The 20,787-nt window shown below is 60.0% G+C and carries 17 protein-coding genes; 7 read left to right on the top strand and 10 right to left on the bottom strand.

The annotated features are described in order from the left end of the window. Positions 1-72 precede the first annotated feature (72 nt). From RHM69_RS08215 to RHM69_RS08200, 4 genes are read right to left on the bottom strand one after another with little or no spacing between them, the layout of a single operon-like run. The gene (locus RHM69_RS08215; RefSeq protein ID WP_322255490.1) at positions 73-1,326 is read right to left on the bottom strand and encodes an efflux RND transporter periplasmic adaptor subunit; all 1,254 of its coding nucleotides are present in this window, start codon (positions 1,324-1,326) and stop codon (positions 73-75) included. After that, positions 1,316-2,794 carry a TolC family protein gene (locus RHM69_RS08210; RefSeq protein WP_200601207.1) on the bottom strand — a complete coding sequence of 493 codons (1,479 nt, stop codon included), beginning with the start codon at positions 2,792-2,794 and terminating at the stop codon, positions 1,316-1,318. Before RHM69_RS08210 ends, RHM69_RS08215 begins: the two co-directional genes overlap by 11 nt. Then, entirely contained in the window at positions 2,787-3,986 is a 1,200-nt protein-coding gene (locus RHM69_RS08205; protein WP_200601209.1) for an ABC transporter permease, read from the bottom strand. The genes RHM69_RS08210 and RHM69_RS08205 overlap by 8 nt, the downstream gene beginning before the upstream one ends. Next, the gene (locus RHM69_RS08200; protein ID WP_038450534.1) at positions 3,983-4,690 is read right to left on the bottom strand and encodes an ABC transporter ATP-binding protein; all 708 of its coding nucleotides are present in this window, start codon (positions 4,688-4,690) and stop codon (positions 3,983-3,985) included. Before RHM69_RS08200 ends, RHM69_RS08205 begins: the two co-directional genes overlap by 4 nt. Positions 4,691-5,045: 355 nt before the next feature. On the opposite strand from RHM69_RS08200, the gene RHM69_RS08195 reads away from it, so the two are divergent. Further along, complete coding sequence (locus RHM69_RS08195; RefSeq protein WP_014718925.1) at positions 5,046-5,777, top strand: TetR/AcrR family transcriptional regulator; 732 nt, start codon at positions 5,046-5,048, stop codon at positions 5,775-5,777. A 222-nt stretch (positions 5,778-5,999) separates the two neighbouring features. On the opposite strand, the gene ltrA is transcribed toward RHM69_RS08195, so the two are convergent. Then, a complete protein-coding gene (gene ltrA, locus RHM69_RS08190) occupies positions 6,000-7,421 on the bottom strand; it encodes a group II intron reverse transcriptase/maturase (RefSeq protein ID WP_011805433.1) in 1,422 nt (473 codons plus the stop codon). A 690-nt stretch (positions 7,422-8,111) separates the two neighbouring features. Here ltrA and RHM69_RS08185 point away from each other — a divergent pair. Continuing rightward, the gene (locus RHM69_RS08185) at positions 8,112-11,966 is read left to right on the top strand and encodes an Ig-like domain-containing protein (RefSeq protein WP_322255489.1); all 3,855 of its coding nucleotides are present in this window, start codon (positions 8,112-8,114) and stop codon (positions 11,964-11,966) included. An 81-nt stretch (positions 11,967-12,047) separates the two neighbouring features. Here RHM69_RS08185 and RHM69_RS08180 read toward each other — a convergent pair whose 3' ends face one another. Both RHM69_RS08180 and RHM69_RS08175 read right to left on the bottom strand, forming a co-directional pair. Then, complete coding sequence (locus RHM69_RS08180; protein WP_032902832.1) at positions 12,048-13,109, bottom strand: FUSC family protein; 1,062 nt, start codon at positions 13,107-13,109, stop codon at positions 12,048-12,050. Between the two features lie 163 nt (positions 13,110-13,272). Beyond that, positions 13,273-14,889, bottom strand: a complete 1,617-nt coding sequence (locus RHM69_RS08175) for an NADP-dependent glyceraldehyde-3-phosphate dehydrogenase (protein WP_200599915.1) — start codon at positions 14,887-14,889, stop codon at positions 13,273-13,275. A 138-nt stretch (positions 14,890-15,027) separates the two neighbouring features. On the opposite strand from RHM69_RS08175, the gene RHM69_RS08170 reads away from it, so the two are divergent. After that, complete coding sequence (locus RHM69_RS08170; RefSeq protein WP_200599913.1) at positions 15,028-15,888, top strand: Dyp-type peroxidase; 861 nt, start codon at positions 15,028-15,030, stop codon at positions 15,886-15,888. Positions 15,889-15,918: 30 nt separating this feature from the next. On the opposite strand, the gene RHM69_RS08165 is transcribed toward RHM69_RS08170, so the two are convergent. Further along, on the bottom strand, positions 15,919-16,440 hold the full coding sequence (locus RHM69_RS08165) for a DUF3087 family protein (RefSeq protein WP_014718920.1): 522 nt from the start codon (positions 16,438-16,440) through the stop codon (positions 15,919-15,921). Between the two features lie 114 nt (positions 16,441-16,554). Between RHM69_RS08165 and RHM69_RS08160 the strand changes: the two genes are divergently transcribed. Both RHM69_RS08160 and RHM69_RS08155 read left to right on the top strand, forming a co-directional pair. Then, positions 16,555-16,734, top strand: coding sequence for a hypothetical protein (locus RHM69_RS08160; RefSeq protein WP_014718919.1), 180 nt, complete (start codon positions 16,555-16,557; stop codon positions 16,732-16,734). 12 nt (positions 16,735-16,746) lie between these two features. Then, positions 16,747-16,941, top strand: coding sequence for a DUF6021 family protein (locus RHM69_RS08155; RefSeq protein WP_005789138.1), 195 nt, complete (start codon positions 16,747-16,749; stop codon positions 16,939-16,941). A 30-nt stretch (positions 16,942-16,971) separates the two neighbouring features. Here RHM69_RS08155 and RHM69_RS08150 read toward each other — a convergent pair whose 3' ends face one another. Next, the gene (locus tag RHM69_RS08150) at positions 16,972-17,208 is read right to left on the bottom strand and encodes a DUF6555 family protein (protein WP_014718918.1); all 237 of its coding nucleotides are present in this window, start codon (positions 17,206-17,208) and stop codon (positions 16,972-16,974) included. A 120-nt stretch (positions 17,209-17,328) separates the two neighbouring features. Between RHM69_RS08150 and RHM69_RS08145 the strand changes: the two genes are divergently transcribed. After that, complete coding sequence (locus RHM69_RS08145) at positions 17,329-18,162, top strand: arylamine N-acetyltransferase family protein (RefSeq protein ID WP_020302315.1); 834 nt, start codon at positions 17,329-17,331, stop codon at positions 18,160-18,162. Between the two features lie 125 nt (positions 18,163-18,287). After that, complete coding sequence (locus tag RHM69_RS08140; protein ID WP_014718916.1) at positions 18,288-19,040, top strand: outer membrane beta-barrel protein; 753 nt, start codon at positions 18,288-18,290, stop codon at positions 19,038-19,040. 277 nt (positions 19,041-19,317) lie between these two features. On the opposite strand, the gene nuoN is transcribed toward RHM69_RS08140, so the two are convergent. Then, complete coding sequence (nuoN, locus tag RHM69_RS08135) at positions 19,318-20,781, bottom strand: NADH-quinone oxidoreductase subunit NuoN (RefSeq protein ID WP_003174731.1); 1,464 nt, start codon at positions 20,779-20,781, stop codon at positions 19,318-19,320. Positions 20,782-20,787 lie beyond the last annotated feature (6 nt).

The following is a 20,787-nucleotide window of genomic DNA, read 5'->3' as shown; positions in this document are numbered from 1 at the left end:
AGTGCAGTAACAGATGCAGTGACTGACACACCGCTTTCGCGGGCAAGCCCGCTCCCACATTGTGTTCTCCTTTTATCTTGAGATTTTCACAAACCCGGATGTCAGCCCAAACACCTCAACCCCCTGGGGCGTCGATTGCCCAGGGGTCACTTTCACCCGCTGCACCGGTTTATCCATCGCCGCCCGATACTCCACCGTCATGTCCGCCTGGATCGCCTGGCTGGGAATCACGATCGCCTGGTCATTGTTATAAGTGACAATCGTCAACCGCGCACTCATGCCCAGACGCACCCGCTGCAACTGCTGGGGCGTCAGGGTGGGGATCGACAAGGTCACCGGAAACTGCGCGCTGCCCTGGCTGTCGCTGGCGATGGCCAGGCCGCTGACCACACTGACTGAACCCGACAGCCGCTCGCCATCAAAGCCATCGCCCATGACTTCAACGGCCTGACCCTGACGCAACTGGTTGATATCCAGCTCTGAGACTTTGGCGACGATTTTCAAGCGTTCGATATTGGCCAGGCCGAACAGCACCTGGCCCTGGCTGACCTTGCTGCCGGCCTGCACCGGCGCGTTGTTATTGCCGCCACCTTGAGCGGTATTGGTGTTGCCGGGCGCCGGTACTACGATGCCGGAGAAGGACGCCTTGACCTCCTTGCCTTCGAGCAGTGTTTGCAAGGCTTGGTACTTCACCGTGGCATTGGTCAGCTCCATCTCGGCGATCTGCCGGTATTCGCCCTGGCCTTGGTCCAGGGCTTGTTGCAGCTCACTGCGCGCCGCCACCAAGTCCAATTGCTGTTGCTGGGTTTGCTGTTTGAGGTCATCCAGTTCGTTGCGCGGGATGATGCCGCGCTTGAACAGGTTTTCGCTCTCGGTGAGTTTGCGTTGGGTGTTGCCTGCGGTCATTTCAGCGGTGCGTAAACTGCGACGGGCGCGGCTGACGGTGGGGCTGCTGCCCCAGTCCTGCATTTCCTGCACGGTACGCCGGGCCTTGAGTTGCGCGGAGAGGGCGTCGCGCAGCTGTATTTCAAGCGTCGCCGGGTCCATGCGCAACAGGACCTGGCCGGCCTCGACGCGCTGGCCTTGTTCGACCAGGTTGGCCAGCACATTGCCGTCGAACGGTGCTGTCAGGACGACGGTGGTGTCAGGCTCGATCTTGCCCACCAGGCCGATCTGGTGCACCAATGGGTCGGGCTTTACGGCCAGCCACTGTTCGCCTGTAGCCGCTTGCTCAGCCCCGCTGCGTTGAATGAGCAGGCCGGCGGCCGCGCCGGCCAACAGCAGGATCAAGGCAACGGCCAGCAGGGATTTTCTGTTAGTAGTCATTGAGGGCAATTTCCCAACTTTCCAGCGTCATGCCCAGGGTCAGATCGAGCTGGGTCTGGGCGTTCAAATAAGCGATCAGCGCATTGAGCTGGGCATTTTCGGCGTTGCGCAGGTCGGTCTCGAAGCTCAGCACCTGAAAGTTGGTGGAGCGCCCGGCGCTGAGCTTTTCCCGCTCGATCTCGATCTTGCGTCTGGACAACTCCACGGCGCGCTTGGAGATTTCATATTGGCGCCAGCGGGTGCCGAGGTCACGCACCACATTGTTGACGTTACGCTCCAGTTCCTGACGAGCGTCGGTAATGCGGATTTCCTGATCCTCCACATTCACCCGCGCACGCACTTCGGCCTGGCGCGTGCTGATATCGCCGATGGGGATCTGCACCTGCACCCCGGCGTAGCTGTCCCAGGTGCGGTTATTGTCATGGCCGTTGTCGTTGTCGGTGGCGGCGCGCACCTGGTTGGCGCCGGCGACCAGGTCCACTTGCCAGCGCCCGGAGTCCTTGGCGATCACCAGGTTGAGGTCGGCCTGCTGGCTGCCGAGCAGGGCGGCGAGGTATTCCGGTTGCTGGTTTTGCGCGAGGTTGAAGGCCTGGCGTTTGTCGATCTCCAGGGGGGTGGCTTCCAGCGCCTCGGTGGCACGCACCGGTGTCGACAGGTCCAGGGCCAGCAGGCGCAGCAACGCCAGGCGGCTGGTGTCGAGTTGGTTGCGCGCTTCTTCCACGCCTAATTGCTGGGTGGCGATATCGGCTTCGGTCTGGACGATCTCGAACTCGGCCATGCGCCCGGCGCTGATCAGCGCTTTGTTCACCTCCAGTAAAGTAGTGGAGCGTTTGAGCGCTTCCTGGACGATCACCAACTGTTCCTGAGCGCGCAACAATTCGCGGTAGGTGGCGATGATCTGGCTGATGGTCTGCGCCACGGTGGCTTTGAGGTTCAGGCGGTTGGCCTGCTCGGCCAGGCGCGACAGGCGCAGCGGTGCGGTGGTGGCATCCCAACCGGCCCCGCGCATCAGCGGTTGGATGATCGCCAGGTCCAGGCCGTCGCTGCGGTAGCGGCCGGCGCGGTTGGCATTGTTCAACTGCTGGGTCCAGGCCATGCTCAAGCGCGTGCCGTATTCGCCGAGCAGGCTGCTGGTGGGCGCGACGTTGGCGTTGCGCGCATTGTCTTGGGAGCCGCGGGTGCTGCGGTAATAGCTGTTGAGGGTGAGCTTGGGGTTGAACACGTCTTCGGCCACGCGCAGGTCGAACTTCTGCGCCACCCGTTGTAAGTAGACGCTGCGGATCGCCGGGTTATTACGCAGGCCCAGGTACACCGCGTCCCCCAGGGTCATGGTGGTGGCCTGGGCATTCAGCGAGACGCTACGCTCGTAGCCGCTGCGGGTAGTGCTGGGGGCCTGAGGGGTGATCACCACATCGGCGGCCATGCCCGGCAGGCTGATCAGCATGAGCAGTGCCAGGTACTTATTCATCGCGCAGGGCCTCAACCGGCTGCAAGCGTGAGGCCGACACCGCAGGATAAATGCCAAAGAACAACCCCACCAGCAACGTGCTGCCCACGCCCAGGGGCAGCGCGGCCACCGCCAGGGAAAACGCCCAGCCCGACAGCCACGCATACACCCAGGCGGCAGTCATGCCCAGGACTGCGCCGCACAGGGCCCCCACGGCGGTGAGGGTGACCGCTTCGAGCAAAAACAGATTACGGATGTCCCGCTGGCGTGCGCCCAAGGCCATGCGGATGCCGATCTCACGGCGGCGTTCCGAGACGTTCATCAGCATCACGTTCATCACCCCGACACCGCCGCCCACCAGTGAGATCGCGCCGAGGGCCAGCAGCAGGTAGGCGAAGGTGCGGCTTTGGCGGGTCATGCCATCGATCATTTGCTGGGGCACTGTGATGTCGACGCTATGGTCGGTGAGCTGGGGTTGCAGCGCGGCGGCGGCATCCCTGGCGATACGTTCCATGTCCTGTCCCGGCGCTGCGCGAATGATCAGGTTGTTGATCTGCGGGTTGGCGTAGATGCGGCGCATGCCCTCGGCGGGAATAAACAACGATTCGTTGGCTTGCACCGGCATCAGCATGGCCCTGGGCTGGTTGCGCAGGATGCCCACCACCAGAAACAGGTAATCGTTGATACGCACACGGTCGCCCAGTTGCAGCGGGTCACCTGGCGCGCCAAGGGCCTGGGCGAGTTGGTCGCCGATCACTCCGTAGGTTTCGTTGGCATCGAAGGGTGACAGGAAGCGCCCCTCACGCAGCGCCAGGCGCATGGCGTCCTGGATGCCCGCAGTACTGCCGACAAAGTTGGCATTGGCGGTCCGCCCATGAAACACAATGGGCCCGCTGAACAGGCTGAGCGCGCCGATATGGGCAATGCCTGGCACTGCCTGGCGCACCGCGTCGAGGTCGAGCTGGGTGCGCATCGGCACGTTGCTGCTGCCCTTGGGCGGGAACTGGGCGATGAGGGTGTCGGTACCCATGTCCTTGAAAATCATCGCCGCATCCACCGCCGCGTTGTGGCCGATATTGATCAGCGCCACCACCGAGGAACTGCCGATGACGATCCCCAGGAGCGCCAGAATCGAGCGCTTGCCCAAGGTACGCAGGCTGATAAACGCTTCATGCAGCAGTTGGCTGAGGCTCTGCTCGACCCGCAGGCTCATGGGCGCCCGGCCTCATGCACCACGCCGTTGCGCACCAGGATCTTGCGCTCCAGGCGGTCGGCAATGTGGGGGTCGTGGGTGACGATGATCAGCGTCACCTGTTGGTCACGATTGAGGTTCAACAGCAGGTCCATGATCTCTTGGGCGGTGGTGCTGTCGAGGTTGCCGGTGGGTTCGTCGGCCAAAATCACCGAGGGGTTGCCTACCAGGGCGCGAGCAATGGCCACGCGCTGGCGCTGGCCGCCGGAGAGGTCGGCGGGGCGGTGGTGGGCGCGTTCGGCGAGGCCGACTTGTGCGAGCATGCGCTGGGCGTGTTCCACCGATTCATGCCGCGACACGCCGCGATAACTCAAGGGCAGTGCGACGTTGTCCAGGGCACTTAGGCGGGGCAGCAGGTTGAAGCTCTGGAACACGAAGCCGATCTGCTGGTTGCGGATCGCCGCCAGCTCATCGGGGGTGGCGTTGAAAATATCGTGGCCGGCAAAGTGGTATTGGCCGCAGTTGGGCAGGTCCAGCAGGCCGAGGATGTTGAGCAGGGTGCTTTTGCCGGAGCCGGAGGCACCGAGGATACCGCAGCTGTCACCGCTGGCGATGGACAGGCACACGTCATTGAGAATGTTCAACTCTTGCCCGGCGAGCTGATAGCGCTTGCCGATGCCTTGCAGGGAAATCAAGCCGGGTTGCGCGGGGGTCTGTGTCATCATGACTACGCCTGCAGTCTCGACGGTGCCGACTTGCTCCCCGAAAACCCTTGTAACAAGTTCGGAAGCTGCCTGTACGCGTCACGGACTGGTTTTATTTCTTGTTTTTAAAATATTGTTTGAATAGTAACTGCCTTCCTGACGCTTCGCCAGCCACGGAGGTAGAGCGGTTTTCTCTCTCGAAGCGATTTCGCCGTCACCTGTGTGTGGCTCACAAAAATCCCATACCTGGTCTCAAAAGCCCGGTTATACAGGCTTTGGAAGATATGGCGGAGTGTCACTACTTGCTTTCGACGGGCCGCCCCGGTATAAAAAATCAAATTATTTTTTAAAACAATATTTCCGCCGTGGAACCCATATGGTCGCGAAGAAACTCAGCGCTCCAAACGTTACCAAGACTCGACTGCTGGATGCGACAGAGGCTCTTTTTATCAAGTACGGCTATGACGCCGTGTTGCTACGGCAGATAACCGAACGCGCCCAGGTCAACCTGGCGGCGGTGAACTACCACTTCGGGGACAAGGACTCCCTGATGAAAACCCTGCTGATGCAGCGCCTGGAGCCGCTCAACGAGCAGCGCCTGGAATTGCTCGCGCGCTGTGAAGCCGAATCCGATGGCCCACTGGACTGCGACACGCTACTGGGCGTGCTGTTTGCCCCGGCCATGGGCCTGGAGCGCAGCGACCCAGCCAGCGGGGAAGGGCGTTCGTTCATCCGCTTCCTGGGCCGGGTCTACAGCGACACGTCGCCGTTCATTCAGGAATACCTCAAGGTCCATTACCAGCCGGTGTTCCAGCGGTTCTTCGAAGCCTTCGCCCTGGCCTTGCCGGATTTGCCACGTAATGAACTGGGGGTGCGCCTGCAATTTGCACTCAAGGCCATCTCCGGCGTCATGGCCGGCACCGAACTGCGCTTGCTGATGAACTCCATGAGCCTGGGCCGCCCCGCCACGGATGCCGAGGTGATGGCCAAGCTGATTACCTTGGTGTCGGCAGCGATCCGAGTGCCGCAGCAGAGTGCAGAGGCTGAAACGGCGTTGGCGAAGGTGCTGGATACCCAGCGCGCCATTCGCGAACAAGCCACACGCTGAAGCCAATCCTCAAACCCCTGTAGGAACGAGCTTGCTCGCGAATAACGTCAACGATAACGCGGGCATTCTGGTTAACCGCGCCGTCATTACGTTCTTCGCGAGCAAGCTCGCTCCTACAAAAGCGGGGCGTTTTCCAGCACCAAAAGGCAGGATCGAGTAGGAGGCGGATTCACATCCGCCGTCCTCTCACACCACCGTACGTACGGTTCCGTATACGGCGGTTCAGGTTATACGGTTAAGTCGGTTTATCGTATCCAGTATCGAGACCAGCCCGAGGCGGTCCCACAGCTTCTTCGGCAACGCCTGATTCATATGGGGCGCTCCCGAGTTCCACCATGGGCCTCGGCCATTGACTGCCGATTTCCACGCCCGCGCCGCATTAAGTCCCAAGCGTATCAAGTTGCGCGCCCTCGTAGAGGGCCGCTTCCATTGACGCCAGACGATACAGCGAAGCTTGTGACGCACCCAGCCGTCCAATTCCTCAAGTGGCCGTCTGCTCTGGCTCAGCTTGAAGTAGCCCGCCCATCCGCGCAGCACGGGGTTTATCCGCTCGATGACAGTCGCCACCTTGTGGCCCCGCGCTTTACGTAGCAGCTCTCTGAGCCGGTCGCGCAAGCGACCCAGGCTCATCGTCGCCACTCTCAGTCTCGGTTGCTGATGCCAGCTCATCCCGTAACCCAAGTAATCACACATCCAAGACCCGGCTACTCGGCTCTTATCCCGATTCAGCGTTAGTTTCAGGCGCTGATTCAGGAAGCGCTCAACACTGGCCATCACTCGTTCGCCAGCACGAGGGCTGCGCACATAGATGTTCGCATCGTCGGCATAACGCACGAAGCGATGACCCCGCCGTTCCAGCTCGCGGTCGAGTTCGTTGAGCAGGATGTTCGACAGCAACGGCGAGAGCGGGCCGCCTTGCGGCGTCCCTTCCTGCCGTCGGCTGGCGATCCCACCCGACATCTCACCGGCTTGGAGGTACCGCCGGATCAGTCTGAGCACGCGTTTATCTACGATTTGGCGCGCCACGTACGCCATCAGGAGATCGTGGTTGACCCGGTCAAAGAATTTCTCAAGATCGAGTTCCACGCACCAGCGATGCCCTGCCGCCACATGGGCGCGGGCTGTCTCGATGGCTTGGTGGGCGCTTCTGCCCGGACGGAAGCCGTAGCTGTAATCCGAAAACAGCGGGTCGAAGATCGGCGTGAGCTGTTGCAGCAGTGCCTGTTGGATCAGGCGATCCACGACGCAGGGAATGCCCAGTTGTCGGGTGCCGCCTTTGGGTTTGGGGATGTCGACGGCGCGTACACCTTGCGGGTGGTATTCGCCGGCCAGCAACCTCCTCTGGAGGATCGGCCAATACTGATTCACGTAGTCCGCCAAGTCGTCGACCGTCATGCCATCGGCACCCGGCGCGCCCTTGTTGCTGACCACGCGCTGATACGCACGTCTGAGGTTGGCCGGTGCAAGCACCCGCGCCATCAGCGTGTCCGGCTCCGCGTTCGTCCACGTCACAGATGCCGTCGATACCTTTGCGCTGTCAGCCGTCATCCTCGGATTCTGTCCGGGACTCGGAGTCACAGTCTTCTCTTGGAGAAATTTCTGCATTTCGGTATTCAACGAGACTCTGACGCCTACTGGCGGCATAACCTGTTCGGCCCTTGGTGGCGCGGTTATTCGCCACTTACTACGGCTTCGGCTGACTTCTGCACGCTCATCCCATCGCCTCTCGACGCTCGGTAGCACACTGGCAAACGTGCAGATCTCCCAGGGTAATTCGCGCGACCTTCCTGCTTATGCCTGTCGGATCTACGTCACAGCGTTCCGTGCAAGTATTGGGCTTTGAAGATTTTGGCCTTCTTACCCCGCTGCGCCGCCTCTATCCGCTTCCTGTTCGTCAGGCCAGCATTTTGCCTCGGGCTTCCTTCAGATTCGCAGTCACCCGCGACACCCTTGCCTCTGGCTAACACTTCCCCTTGCCGGGTGTGTAGAGGACTTTCACCTCCCAGTCACCAGCGTGGCCACCACAGCCAAGCTGGTTGCGCTTGCGCGCAACGCGCCATGCCTGGCGCACCAAAAAAAAGCCCGCTGGGGCGGCGGGCTTGATATGCAACGTTTGTAACGGATGAGGCTTCACACTACGTCTCGGCTTGTGAATAAAACGTGAAAAATATGTAAGAAGAAATGTGAATGTGCGGACATTGTATTAACGGCGCTTTTGCTCGCTGTATTACCTCTCGTCGCCACTGTCATCTTTGACAGCTAGACGCCTATCCCTTTCAAGCGTCTGATTTCCTTGTCCCATAGCCGTCAAGGCCCCAGCCAAGGAGTTCAGCCATGTCCAAATTACATGCCCCCGAAGAGCGCTTTCCGGTAGCGCGAAGCTCATCCACTCCCCGCAATGATCTCGACCCGCCGGCCTACTCGAACCCGGTGCTCAACGTGGTTGGGGCTGACAGGGGCCTAGGCGTGCGGCATCTCGATACTTACCTATATGTAACCATTTTGCGCTGGATTAATTTGCAAGCGGGTGATACCTGCGAGTACTTCCACGGCAGCCGTACGTTGCGCCTGGGCTTTCACACCGTCAAACCAGAGGAAACAGGCAAAAACTTTTTTCAACTGGCCATCAACGAGGAAAGTATACCGCGGGGGCTATCCTTTCCTGTGTTTGTACGCGTTGTCCGTAATGGCTCTGGCACGCCAAGTACCTCAGATGAGCTGACTGTCTTCGTCAAGGACACGCGACCTGGCCTGGATGAACAGCCCGGGCTGGGGTACCACGACAAATTGCTGCTCAGCTTGCCGGACGACCTCGCAGCGCCCGGCGCAGTCTTGACTCCGGAGCGCGCCGCCCAAGGCGTAGTGTTCACGCTCGATTACCCCGGTAAACGTGTGCGAGACAAGATTCTTTTGTATTGGGACACGATCGCGCAGGTGGTGGTTTTCCAACTCGATGACGACCACGCCAGCGGGGCAAAGCCGATTGAAGTGGAAGTTCCGGCAAGCGTCATCGGCACCGGCAGCGGCCTCCTACCGATACGTTATCAGGTGCTCGATGAAGTGGAAAACCGCTCCGGGCATGTCGAGCACTTTTCTCAGGCCGTGCATGTACAGGCCGAGCTTGACCCCAGCCTGCTCAGGCGGGCGCGCTTCCTCGTCGGCTCCACCTCGGTCACCTCGGTCAATTATGATCAGGATGCAGGGAAATTCTTTGCTGTTCAGGTAGTCACGCCTTTTCAGCTTCCGGATGGCCGTTTTGTCCCGGCGAATACTCGCGTCATTGCAACCTTGAGTGGTACTCACGCCGATGAGTCAACGTTTGAACTCGATCTGACCGATCAGCGCGCGGACCCGGGTTGGCCGACTTCGTTTCCTGTCGATGACGACACCATCAAACAATTGATCCAAGGCTCGATGAAGATCACCTGGCGGCTTGAGTTCCCGCTGGGCACCTTACTGGCCAAGTCCCAATCCCTGACGATCCTGATCTCTGGCACGATTGCGGACATGCCGGCAGTCACGGTGGTGCAGGCCGATGCCGGCTTGATTGACCCCGAAGAGCCTTACATCACCATTAATTATCCGAACCCGGCCTATACGCCCTACGATCCGGATAATCTGGTCAGGCTGCGGCTGGAGGCTGTTCTACCGGGTGGCGGGCTCGTTGAATACGAACAACGCCATAACGCAGGCGCTCCACCACCGCCCACCCGTTTTCGTACCGTAACCCAAGCCAACTTCGCTCGATTTATCGGGCTGGGCGATGTGCGGGTTTTCTACACGGTAGACGACGGCCTCATGCGGGCATTGGGTACAGGGACGCAGGCCATCCGCGAGTCGGAGTCGACGTATGTGCGGTTCGGCGAGCGTATTGCCGAAATGCCAAGGCCGGAAATCGACCGGGTCGATGAGGACGACAACCTAGACCCAGATGACTTGTTTGGCCAGCTCGACATCACGCTGCCCTACGCTGAAACTTACGATGGCGATGTCTTTACATGGCGCCTGACAGGGACGGCTGTGGACGGCAGCACCCAGGGTGACATCCGCCTGAATCCCGCCACCGCAGGAAGTCCAGTGCACTTTTCGCTGGATCGGCACTACGCCGACACCAACCTGGGCGGCGTGATTCGCTTGAGCTATTCAATGATCCCCGCGAATGGTGGGCGCACCCTGCGCTCTGAAATACTCGAAGTGACTGTCGGTAAGGCGCTGGGTGACCTGCCTTGCCCGGAAGTCCTCGAAGCATCCAAAGCCCCCGACCAATTGGCACCGGAAGCGGTTACCGCCGGTGCGACCATTCGGGTCACCTTCGCGCAGATGCTACCGACCGACCGTATCCGAGCGTGCTGGACCGGCATTCCCGACATCGGCAGCCACTGTGAAACCCAAGACGGCAACACCCGTAAAACCGTGGACTTCACCGTCCCGCCTGAAGTCGTGGGCGCCAATATTGCGCCATTTGGCCAACGGATCAACGTGCAGTACTTCCTCATACGTAACGGACGAGAAACACCTTCTCCAATCCTCGACCTGCTGCTGCTCAACCTGACCACCTTGCCGATCCCGACCATCGAAGGGATTGGGGACGCCCCGGTGCTCGAGACCTCCAAGTTGAATGGAACCGAGCGCACGATGATCAATATCTGGCACTTCATTCATCGGGCTCAGCGCATCTGGATGGAGTACAGCGGCACCTATGATACCGTTCCAGAGACGCCATACTTCGAGGCCACCTACACCAACAACCTCGTGACCGAAGAAGGCGAACGCACTGGGATCCTGCCACCGACCCCCGTGGACGAACTGCGCAAGCTCAAGGATGGAACGCTATTAACCATCCGTTTCTGGGTCTGCTTTGACCGCAGTTTCAACAAGGCCAATGCGGTGTTGTTCCGCGAGCGCCACTACACCATCCAGTCCCTGCCGGGCGTATTGCCCCACCCGTTTATCAATGGCACCACCGACACCGGGCCGAACGTGACGGTGGACCCGCTGCCGATTGAGCACAATACGACGGTCACTGTTCGCTACACCGGTATGAGCAATCGGGATCGCATAACGTTTGAATGGATTTTTGCCGATGGTACCCACCATACGGCGGTCGAGAATGGGTTGGATGGGGGCACGGTGGTGTTCAACCTGACCTCGGTCAAGGTCTTGCACCGCAGTGTGAACAGTACCGTGTGCTTGAAGTATTCGGTGGTGCGCACGGGCGTAGCCGACCCAATCCCGTCGCAGGTGCAGACGGTGAAAGTCGATACGATTGCGGCCACGGACTTACCGCAGCCACTCATCAACGGTGTTATTAATAGGGGCACGCTGGACCTGACTACCTTTACCGGCGATGGGTTGCTGTCAGTCATTAAGTGGGCCCTGAGTGCGGGCCTGCAACGTGCATGGATCACCTGCAGCAGTTCGGGTGTGGAACCTCTGCATGTACTCACCGTCGATGGAGCTTTGATTACCCAAACAGAAGCCGCCAATGGGCTCGTGGACAAAGCTGTGCTGCGTAGCTGGCTGACAAGGCTGGCTCATAACTCGGAATTAACGTCAATTATCGAGGTGGAGTTTAACGGGAAAGAGAGCAAGGCAAATGCCGTCCAGTTCCTTCCAACGATTTACACCGTCAAGACCCTGCGTGGGATAACCATGAATGAAAGTACTCTGTACGTTAATTTGCGTGGATGGGTGTTACAGAACTTCGGGTTCACTGATGTGGCATATACAGGCGCAGTTGGCCGTACCGCCACTGGCGGGTCGGGAACCCTGACATACCGTTCAAGTAATGCATCGGTAGTTACCGTCGACTTGTACAGCGGACGACTTACATTCACAGGGGTAGGTAGTGCAACAATTACCGTCTCAGACACCGCGAGCCAGACGAAAAGCTACATCGTCCAGACGTCAGGAGGCGGTAGGATATGTCGCTACTACGGCGGGTTAGCGCCGTGGCAAACGGTCTACAACCAAATCAGAAGCTCGGGTGCAATCATGCTTAAATATGATACTGCTCGAAGTCTCTACAGCGCATTTGGACGCGCGTTCCCTAACCATGATGTTGCTTGGGTTGATGAAGGTATTCCACCTGAGTCCCCCAACGCTCATTACAGTGTCCAGGTATCGAATGGTCTCGGATTCAACCGTGATCAGTGGTCTGGAAACGCCTATGGGTATGGTATTTTTTAGTTGAAACGGAGTTTATTGAAAAGGTGAATAAAAAGGGACGGATCGATGTCATCTATTGATCCGTCCCAATTGCTCATGAATTCAAATCTTCCAGTGCGACGAATGCTTGGACAGCCGCCCGCGCATCGCATCCACATTCGCCGCCAACTGCAACGTCAACAACCGATACCCATCCAACGCACTGTAAACCGGCGCATCCAGCGCAGACTCACTGCCGGTTGCGTAGCCGCTGCGCTCCAACCGCTCCGTCACCCCCGACTTCAATGCCCGCGCCATCCCCACCAACTGCACCCGAATCTGCCGATGCTCGGCCTTCAACATCACCCGCATCCGCGCCGTGGCCTGCTCATCACGCGGGTCCGGCCGGGTATTGCCCAGAATCTCCAGGGTGCTGATGCACAGGCGCAGGTGCCGCTGGATCGCATCCAGTTCAGTCATGGAAATCCGCACTTCCTTGGACACCGACGGCATCAACGAGCGCAGTTGCACCATCGCCCCGTTCAAGCGGTTGAGCAGCTTGAGGTGTTCATCGTCAGTTACCGATTGGCCATTGATGATCCGGCTATAAATCTGCGCGCAGTCACGCAGGGCGCTGGCCAGGTTGTAGCGCCACGAATACACGGCGTACAACGGCAAGGCAAAGGAAAACGCCAGGGCCAGCACAATGCCGATCAGGATATCGACGGTGCGCCACAATCCATCGGAGATAGGGTTATCGCCGTGGCCGGCGACGATAAACACCGTGATCGCCGACAGCAGTGCGATATAGCCGCCTTTGCCGATGGCGTGATAGGAAAAGAACCCGCACACCACCGACATCAACAGGTAGGTGAGCAACGGCAGGCCGAAGTAAGCCTGCTGCACCACCAGCAGCAAGCCGACGCTGGCGCCGATCAAGGTGCCGTAGGCGCGCTCGACGGCTTTTTTGCCGATATTGCCGTGGTGCTGCAACCCGCCGATGACGATCAGCATGGTCACCGACGCCCATTCCCCGTGAGGCAGGTTGAGGCCGGTGGTCAGCAGGATGGTTGCCAGCAAACCCACCGATACGCGCGCGGCGTGGATCAGCTTGGCATGGCGAAAGCGGCGGTAGGGGTCGAGCAAGGGGCGCAGCAGGCGCCGGGCAAAGAAGGGCAGGTTCATCAGTCTTAAAATGGCCTCAAATGTATGAATGTGCTTGATCAAATGTGGGAGCTGGCTTGCCTGCGATAGCATCACCGCGACCAGACTGAAAGACCGAGGAGCTGGCATCGCAGGCAAGCCAGCTCCCACACTGACCTGTCTGCACATTGGAACGGGGTTGGCTTCAGAAGATGTAGTCGGTGGTCAGGAAGCTCGAATCGCGGTTGCGCAAAATATCGCTGACCAACGCCTTGTTACTCTCCTGGAACTTGGTCGCCACCAAAGTTCGGATCGAGAACACGCGCAAGGCGTCATGCACCGACAACGTGCCCTCGGCCGAGTTCTTGCGCCCGTTGAAGGGGAATGTGTCCGGCCCGCGCTGGCATTGGGCGTTGATATTGATACGGCCCACCTGGTTGGCGAAGGTGTCCACCAGGCGTCCGACTGCCACGGGGTCGGTGCCGAAGAGGCTCAACTGCTGGCCGAAGTCCGAGTCCAGCACGTAGTCGATCACGGTCTCCAGGTCGCGATAGGGCACGATCGGCACCACGGGGCCGAATTGCTCTTCGTGATAGACGCGCATCTGCGGGTTCACCGGGTACAGCACTGCCGGGTAGAAGAACGAACCACGGCTGCTGCCGCCCTCGGGGTTCATGACCTTGGCGCCATGGCGCGCCGCATCGGCCACCAGTTCGCTGAGGTAATCGACCTTGCCCACTTCCGGCAGTGGCGTCAGCGCCACGCCATCCTCCCACGGCATGCCGGGCTTGAGCGTCGCCAGCTTGGCGTTGAATTTCTCGATAAAGCGCTCGACCACGTCTTCATGCACGAACAGGATCTTCAACGCGGTGCAACGCTGGCCGTTGAACGACAGCGAGCCGGTGACGGCTTCGTTCACCGCGTTGTCCAAGTCCACTTCGGGCAGCACGATCCCCGGGTTTTTGGCATCCAGGCCCAGCGCAGCACGCAAACGGTGTGGCTTGGGGTGCAGTTTTTTCAAATCACTGGCGGCCTTGTTGGTGCCGATAAATGCAAAGATATCGATCTTGCCGCTGGCCATCAGCGCGCTCACGGTCTCGCGGCCGCTGCCGTAGATCACGTTGATCACCCCGGCCGGGAAGCTGTCGCGGAACGCCTCTAGCAACGGGCGGATCAACAGCACACCGAGCTTGGCCGGCTTGAACACCACGGTATTGCCCATGATCAAGGCTGGGATCAGCGTGGTGAAGGTCTCGTTCAAGGGGTAGTTGTAAGGCCCCATGCACAGCGCCACGCCCAGGGGCACGCGGCGGATTTGTCCGAGGGTGTCCTGCTCCAGTTCGAAGCGGCTACTGCGGCGGTCAAGCTCCTTGAGGGCATTGATGGTGTCGGTGATGTAGTCGCAGGTGCGGTCGAATTCTTTCTGCGAGTCCTTAAGGTTCTTGCCGATTTCCCACATGAGCAGTTTCACCACCGCGTCGCGCTGTTCGCGCATACGCCGCAAAAACGCCTCGACGTGCTGGATGCGCTCAACAACGCGCATCGTCGGCCACTCACCCTGGCCACGGTCATAAGCACGCACCGCCGCATCCAGCGCGGTTAGGGCGGTCTCGGCGTCCAGCAGCGGCGTGCTGCCGATATGCACGCGTTCATCGCCCAACTGCACCGGGCTTTGCACGCGTGCAAGCGGGCCGCTCCACACCCGCAGTTGGCCATCGACCAGGTAGTCGCGCTGTTCAATGGGCGCCGCCAGGCGAAATTGCTCCGGAATCTGGGAGACGGAAGTGGGAAACAGCTGGGCGAGCAGGTTGCTGGTGGTCATGTCGCTACCCCTGGAATAGTTGCAAAACATGACTAGAGAGTCACCCAACTGACGGCTCTAAGGCAAGGCTTACGCGCATTGTTGTTCGCAGCGCGGTGCGCGCCGGGTAAACTGCGCGGCTTTTCAGAAGGAGTTCACATGAGTCAGTACCAGCCGGGCATTCTTGCCGCACCGGTGCCTTTGCAGGCCCGCCATCTGTTTTTCGCCCTCGATTCCCTGCAAGCCGTGCCCGCAGCATTGGACGCGCTGGTGCAACTGACGGATGCGCAGGCGGTGGTCGGTTTCGGTGAGCCGCTGGTAAAGGCACTGGGCGCCGAGATTGAAGGGCTGCGCGCATTTCCCTCAGTAAGCGCCCCTGGCGCGCACAACCCGTCCACCCAGCAGGCGTTGTGGGTATGGCTGCATGGGGTGGATCGCGGTGAGTTGCTGCTGCGCAGCCGGGCCGTCGAAAAAGCCCTGGCCCCGGCGTTTGCCCTGGTGCAATCGATTGAAGGCTTCCGCTACAAGACCGGTTTTGACCTGACCGACTACGAAGACGGCACAGAGAACCCTCACGACGATGCCGCCGTGGAAGCGGCGTTGACCGACAGCGGCGCCAGCTTTGCCGCGATCCAGCAATGGCAGCACGATCTCGACGGTTTCGCCGCATTGCCTGCCCAGGAGCGTGATCACATTATCGGCCGTCGCCATGGCGACAACGAAGAACTTGAAGACGCCCCGGAATCGGCCCATACCAAACGCACGGCTCAGGAGAGCTTTACCCCGGAAGCCTTCGTGGTACGTCGTTCGATGCCCTGGGCCGAGAACGGCCAAGCGGGGTTGATGTTTCTCGCCTTCGGGCATTCCTTCGATGCGTTTGAGGCCCAGCTTCGGCGTATGAGCGGGTTGGAGGACGGGATCGTCGATGGCCTGTATCGCATCAGCAAGCCGCTGACCGGTGGCTATTACTGGTGCCCGCCGGTGAGGGAAGGGCGCCTGGACCTGAATCTGGTTTTTTAACTGCTTTTTGCCTGCGTCCTGAGGTACGCCTCAAGCGCTTTTGAGCGTTTCCAGCCACGCGGGATCGAGCCGGGTTTGTTCGGTATCGATCCCCATCGCGTGCATCTTCGCCTTGTGTGCGTCAATCTCGCCGACCAGTTGCGCCTGGGCGCTGGAGTTGGCGTCCAGCTCATGCATCTGCGTCAGCCCCAAGTGATAGAAACGCAACAGCTTGATGGCGGTGGGGTCGTTAGCTTGTACCCGCTCGGTGACCTTGTGCATCACGTTGGTCACGCTCATCAGGCTGCGCTTGAGCTGCCAGCCATACACCGCTGGCGCCAACCAGGCCTGGCTCCAGAACGGACCACGCACCAGCGCCAAGACGATCAACACAGCGGCAAATACACCGCCGACATTGAAGCGAAAGTTGTCACCGCCAGGTTCGCCGAACAGCATCACCGCCAGGCTCGACAGCAGCATGGCCAGGGCCAGGAATAGCACGGCCACGATCAGCGTGCTGCGGCGGGTTTGTTGACGGTAGGTGACGGGGTCGCAGGGTTTGAGCTCGAACATCCGGTTCAGGTCTCCAGAAAGGGCGCTTATCTTCTCATGCTTGCAACAATGAAGTTGAACGATGGCTGCGCACGGTTTCTCTAAACCTGTGAAGCCCCCATGAGGTATGCCGTCATGTCTGAACACAAGCAGCCACCGCCGGGTACACCGGATCCTAACCGCACGCCGGGTGAAGAGGAGCGCGACAACGATGCACTGCGTCCCAACGATCCCAAAGAGCGTGGCCCCGACAACGATGTGGAGCGCGTCGAAGAAGACCTGGAAAACCTCCACGACAAAGCGCGCCCGCTTTAGCAGGAGCATGTGATGAACAAACGTACCGATGGTCCCCACTCCAACGAGCACGCCAGTGGTAAGGATGAGCTGGGTTTTGACCCGGACTCGCCCGATGTGGCCGACCCGCAGGTTGATCCGGTAGGCCCGGCTATTGCACCGCTGGATGAGAAAAAGTCATCTGAGAAAAAACCGCCCTACGATCCGTTGGGCGACTTGAAGAAGTGAACCGAGCCCCGCCGTTGTGCGGGGCTTTGTTTATTTGGGCGGGTTCCAGCTGACGTCGCTGATACCGTATTTTTCCGCCCAGGGCCGGGTAGTTTTTTTCACTTGCTCGTGACCAACGCGACCGATGCGGCTGACATGCGCAATGTCGGCATCAACGGCCGCCCAGTGCCAAGCTTCAGCGTTGTTCATCACCTCGGCGCGCACCACGAAAGACTTGGGTTTACCGTGTAGCTGATAGTGGATGGTGTAGATTTTTGCGGTACTCATGTTGCCTCCCTGTCTTGTTATAGATGGATAGGCCGTCGTTCTAAAAGGTTCATTCAAAATGACAACGTACGCAGAGGCGCGGCATAGTGACGCTCTTGCCCTGCGCCCGAGGATCGCGCCATGCTCACCCCCACGGATAGCCGCCTGTACCTGCAACGCCTGGGCTATGCCTCGCCACCGGCGCCGACCTTGCAGACCCTGCGGGACTTGCAACTGCGCCATGTGTGCACCTTCGCCTTTGAAAGCCTGTCGACCCTGATGCAGGTGCCGGTGCCGATTGACCTGCCAAGCGTCGCGCAGAAGGTGTTGCACCAGGGACGCGGCGGCTATTGCTATGAGTTGAACCAGCTGTTCCTGGCGCTGTTGCAGGCGCTCGGTTTTGACGCCCGTGGCATCACCGGTCGTGTGGTGATTGGCGGGCCACCGGACGCCCACACCGGGCGTACTCACCGTCTGAGCCTGGTGACCGTTGATGGCGTGCGCTATATCACCGATGTGGGCTTCGGTGGCATGGTCCCCAGCAGCCCGTTGCAACTGGACAACGAAGCGCCCCAGACCACGGCCCATGAGCCTTTTCGCCTGACACACCATCAGGGCAGCTACACGTTGTGGGCCCAGGTCGGTGAGGAGTGGCGTGGCTTGTATGTGTTCGACCTGCAAGTGCAGGCCGATATCGACTACGAAATCGGCAACTGGTATGTCTCAACGCACCCGGGGTCACCGTTCGTGGGGCAATTGAAAGCGGCGCTACTGGCTCCCGGCCAACGTCATACTTTGGCCAACGCCCGCTATGCGCTTCATTACCTGGATCGACCCAGCGAAAAGCGCACGCTTGAGAATGCCGATGAACTGCTCGGGCTATTGCGCGACACCTTCGGCATTCGGCTGCCGGATCAGCCTCAACTGCGCGAAGCCGTCGAACGCCTTATTCGCATGAATCCTGAAGAATATTGAGATAGAGCCTTCGCTGAACCGTTTTTTCTCCATTTTGGTGCAAATCAGTTCGAACTTTTCGCAAACGCGAGGGTTCGAACCGATTCCTGAATACTTTGCCCACCTTAAAATGGAGATGTAAAACGATGTCCAAACTATTCGGAAAATTCATCAAGAGCACCTCGCTGCTGGCCCTGGTAGCTGCGCCAGGCGTGGTGTTTGCTGCACCCTCCACCGACCCGATTTCCACGTTCGGGATCATGGGCAGCTACAACGACTTCAAACTTGAAGGCGGCAGCGAAAGCGACAAGGAGCACATGCCCGAAGCGGGCCTGTTCTACAACTTCGGCAACAAGCTCACCGCCGAGTCGGGCTTTATCTACCAGGCCGGTATCGAAGCCAAGTACGGCGAGAAGAGCGATAACAAGCTCAAGGAAGGCCAGGCTGACCTCGACCTCGGCTGGCGTGCCGCGCTGGATGCGCGCAACTTCGTCGACGTGATCGTGGGTGGTGGTTACACCTGGACCCGCTACGAGCCGGACACCAATGGCTACGACATGAAGCTCACCAACAAGTCGCCGTTTGCCAAGGCCGCGCTGGGCTACAACCACCAGTTCGATGACATGACCCTGCGCGTTGAAGCCGGCGCCCGTCGCACCATCGACGGTCGCGCCAAGCTCAAGGTGGACGGCGTTGGCAGCGACAGCGTGGACCTCAAGGACCGCACCAACCCTTATGCCGAAGTCAGCCTGCTGATGAACCAGAAGGGCGACCTGCCGGTGATGGCGGGCTTGTACTACACGCGTACCGAGTACAAGCTCGACGACGACTCCTATGTGGCCGATAACACCAAGCTCAAGCGTGATGAGTATGGTTTCAAGGTGGGTATTGCGTTCTAAGGTTGCGGCCTTGACCAATCCCAGGTTTGAATAAAAAACGCCCCGCTATAAGTCGGGGCGTTTTTTTGTCTACCCTGTATTGGGCCAGACAGTTCTGGGGTGTTTGGTCTGGCGCCTTCGCGGGCAAGCCCGCTCCCACAATGGGAACGTGTTCCCCTGTGGGAGCGGGCTTGCCCGCGAAGGCGACGGTGAATGCACCGCCTCTCTAATACCTCGCCCCTGAAACGCAAAACGGCGCCCAAAGGCGCCGTTCTGTTTACTGCATCAATCTAAGCGATCAAACGCCCAGCACCGCGTGCTGCACCAGTGTGAGCAACGGTTGTGGGTACACGCCCAGGAAGAACGCGAGCAGGGCGATGGCCAGCAGCATGACGCCACCGGCTTTCTGTTCCCAGTGCAGCTCGGCATCCACACGGCGCAGGTTTGGCTCGATCAGGTACAGGGTGACCATCACGCGCAGGTAGTAGAACACGCCGATGGCGCTGCCCAGTACCAGGGACGCTACCAACCACCACTCGTGGGCTTCAACACCGGTCGCGACGATGTAGAACTTGCCGATAAAGCCCGCCGTCAGCGGAATACCGGCCAGGGACAGCATCATTACGGTGAGTACGGCGGTCAGGTACGGACGGCGCCAGAACAGGCCGCGGTATTCGTACAGGGCGTCGGCGTCACGGCCTTTGTACGGCGACGACATCAAGGTGATGACGCCGAACGCACCCAGGCTGGTGATCACGTAGGTGACCAGGTACACGCCAATGGCTTCCACGGCCAGGCCTTTGCTCGCCACCAAGGCGATCAGCAGGTAGCCGAAGTGGGCGATGGACGAATAACCCAGCAGACGCTTGAGGTTGTTCTGGGTCAGCGCCAGCAGGTTACCGAACAGGATCGACGCAATGGCGATCACCGTCAGCACGTTGCTCAGCACGCCGGTGTTGGCGGCGGGGGAGATCTGGAACAGACGCACCATCACCGCAAACACCGCCACTTTCGACGCGGTGGCCAGGAACGCCGCCACCGGCGCCGGGGCGCCTTCGTACACGTCTGGGGTCCACAGGTGGAATGGCACCAGCGACAGCTTGAACGCCAGGCCGATCAGCATCATCGCCAGGCCCAACTGGGCAATCGGCGCCGGGCTGTTGGTGGCGGCCAGCGCGTGGCCGATACCGGTGAAGCTCAGGCTGCCGGCTTCGGCGTAGAGCAGGGCCATACCGAACAACAGGAACGCGGAACCGGCTGCCGACAGCACCATGTACTTGATGCCGGCTTCCAGGGAGCGTTTATTGAAGAAGGCATAGGCCACCAGGCCGTAGGTCGGGATCGACAGCAGTTCCAGGCCGATGAACAAGCCAGCCAGGTGCTGCGCGCTGACCAGCACGATACCGCCGGCCGCAGCCAGCAGGATCAGCAGGTACAGCTCTTCGCGGTTCCCCGGGTAGCCGGTGCCGCCTTCGCCGAGGTAGGCGTGGGCGAGGGTGACGCAGGCCAGGGTCGCCACCAGGATCAGGGCGATGTACAGCAGCGCGAAGTCATCGACCATCATCAATGGCGTGACTGCCAGTGGCGCGACCTTGAGGGCCGGGATGATCGACAGCAGGGCCAGGTTCAACCCGGCGCAGGACAGCAGGAACGTTTGCGAGTGATTGCGGCGCCAGGCGATTGCCAGCATCACCACCACGATGGTGAGGCTGGTAATCAGCAGCGGCGCAAGCGCGATAAAGTGTTGGATCGTGAATTCCATAGCGCT

The organism is Pseudomonas sp. CCI1.1 (assembly GCF_034348165.1).
Classification (GTDB): domain Bacteria; phylum Pseudomonadota; class Gammaproteobacteria; order Pseudomonadales; family Pseudomonadaceae; genus Aquipseudomonas; species Aquipseudomonas paracarnis.
This window is presented reverse-complemented; position numbering and strand designations above follow the sequence as displayed.

Excerpts from the sequence above, each read along its gene's own strand:
- RHM69_RS08140 (WP_014718916.1), top strand. The coding sequence starts at position 18,288 with ATGTCCAAACTATTCGGAAAATTCATCAAGAGCACCTCGCTGCTGGCC.
- RHM69_RS08205 (WP_200601209.1), bottom strand. The coding sequence starts at position 3,986 with ATGAGCCTGCGGGTCGAGCAGAGCCTCAGCCAACTGCTGCATGAAGCG.
- RHM69_RS08195 (WP_014718925.1), top strand. The coding sequence starts at position 5,046 with ATGGTCGCGAAGAAACTCAGCGCTCCAAACGTTACCAAGACTCGACTG.
- RHM69_RS08170 (WP_200599913.1), top strand. The coding sequence starts at position 15,028 with ATGAGTCAGTACCAGCCGGGCATTCTTGCCGCACCGGTGCCTTTGCAG.
- RHM69_RS08160 (WP_014718919.1), top strand. The coding sequence starts at position 16,555 with ATGTCTGAACACAAGCAGCCACCGCCGGGTACACCGGATCCTAACCGC.
- RHM69_RS08180 (WP_032902832.1), bottom strand. The coding sequence starts at position 13,109 with ATGAACCTGCCCTTCTTTGCCCGGCGCCTGCTGCGCCCCTTGCTCGAC.
- ltrA (WP_011805433.1), bottom strand. The coding sequence starts at position 7,421 with ATGCCGCCAGTAGGCGTCAGAGTCTCGTTGAATACCGAAATGCAGAAA.
- RHM69_RS08155 (WP_005789138.1), top strand. The coding sequence starts at position 16,747 with ATGAACAAACGTACCGATGGTCCCCACTCCAACGAGCACGCCAGTGGT.
- RHM69_RS08145 (WP_020302315.1), top strand. The coding sequence starts at position 17,329 with ATGCTCACCCCCACGGATAGCCGCCTGTACCTGCAACGCCTGGGCTAT.
- RHM69_RS08185 (WP_322255489.1), top strand. The coding sequence starts at position 8,112 with ATGTCCAAATTACATGCCCCCGAAGAGCGCTTTCCGGTAGCGCGAAGC.
- RHM69_RS08200 (WP_038450534.1), bottom strand. The coding sequence starts at position 4,690 with ATGATGACACAGACCCCCGCGCAACCCGGCTTGATTTCCCTGCAAGGC.
- nuoN (WP_003174731.1), bottom strand. The coding sequence starts at position 20,781 with ATGGAATTCACGATCCAACACTTTATCGCGCTTGCGCCGCTGCTGATT.
- RHM69_RS08150 (WP_014718918.1), bottom strand. The coding sequence starts at position 17,208 with ATGAGTACCGCAAAAATCTACACCATCCACTATCAGCTACACGGTAAA.
- RHM69_RS08165 (WP_014718920.1), bottom strand. The coding sequence starts at position 16,440 with ATGTTCGAGCTCAAACCCTGCGACCCCGTCACCTACCGTCAACAAACC.
- RHM69_RS08215 (WP_322255490.1), bottom strand. The coding sequence starts at position 1,326 with ATGACTACTAACAGAAAATCCCTGCTGGCCGTTGCCTTGATCCTGCTG.
- RHM69_RS08175 (WP_200599915.1), bottom strand. The coding sequence starts at position 14,889 with ATGACCACCAGCAACCTGCTCGCCCAGCTGTTTCCCACTTCCGTCTCC.
- RHM69_RS08210 (WP_200601207.1), bottom strand. The coding sequence starts at position 2,794 with ATGAATAAGTACCTGGCACTGCTCATGCTGATCAGCCTGCCGGGCATG.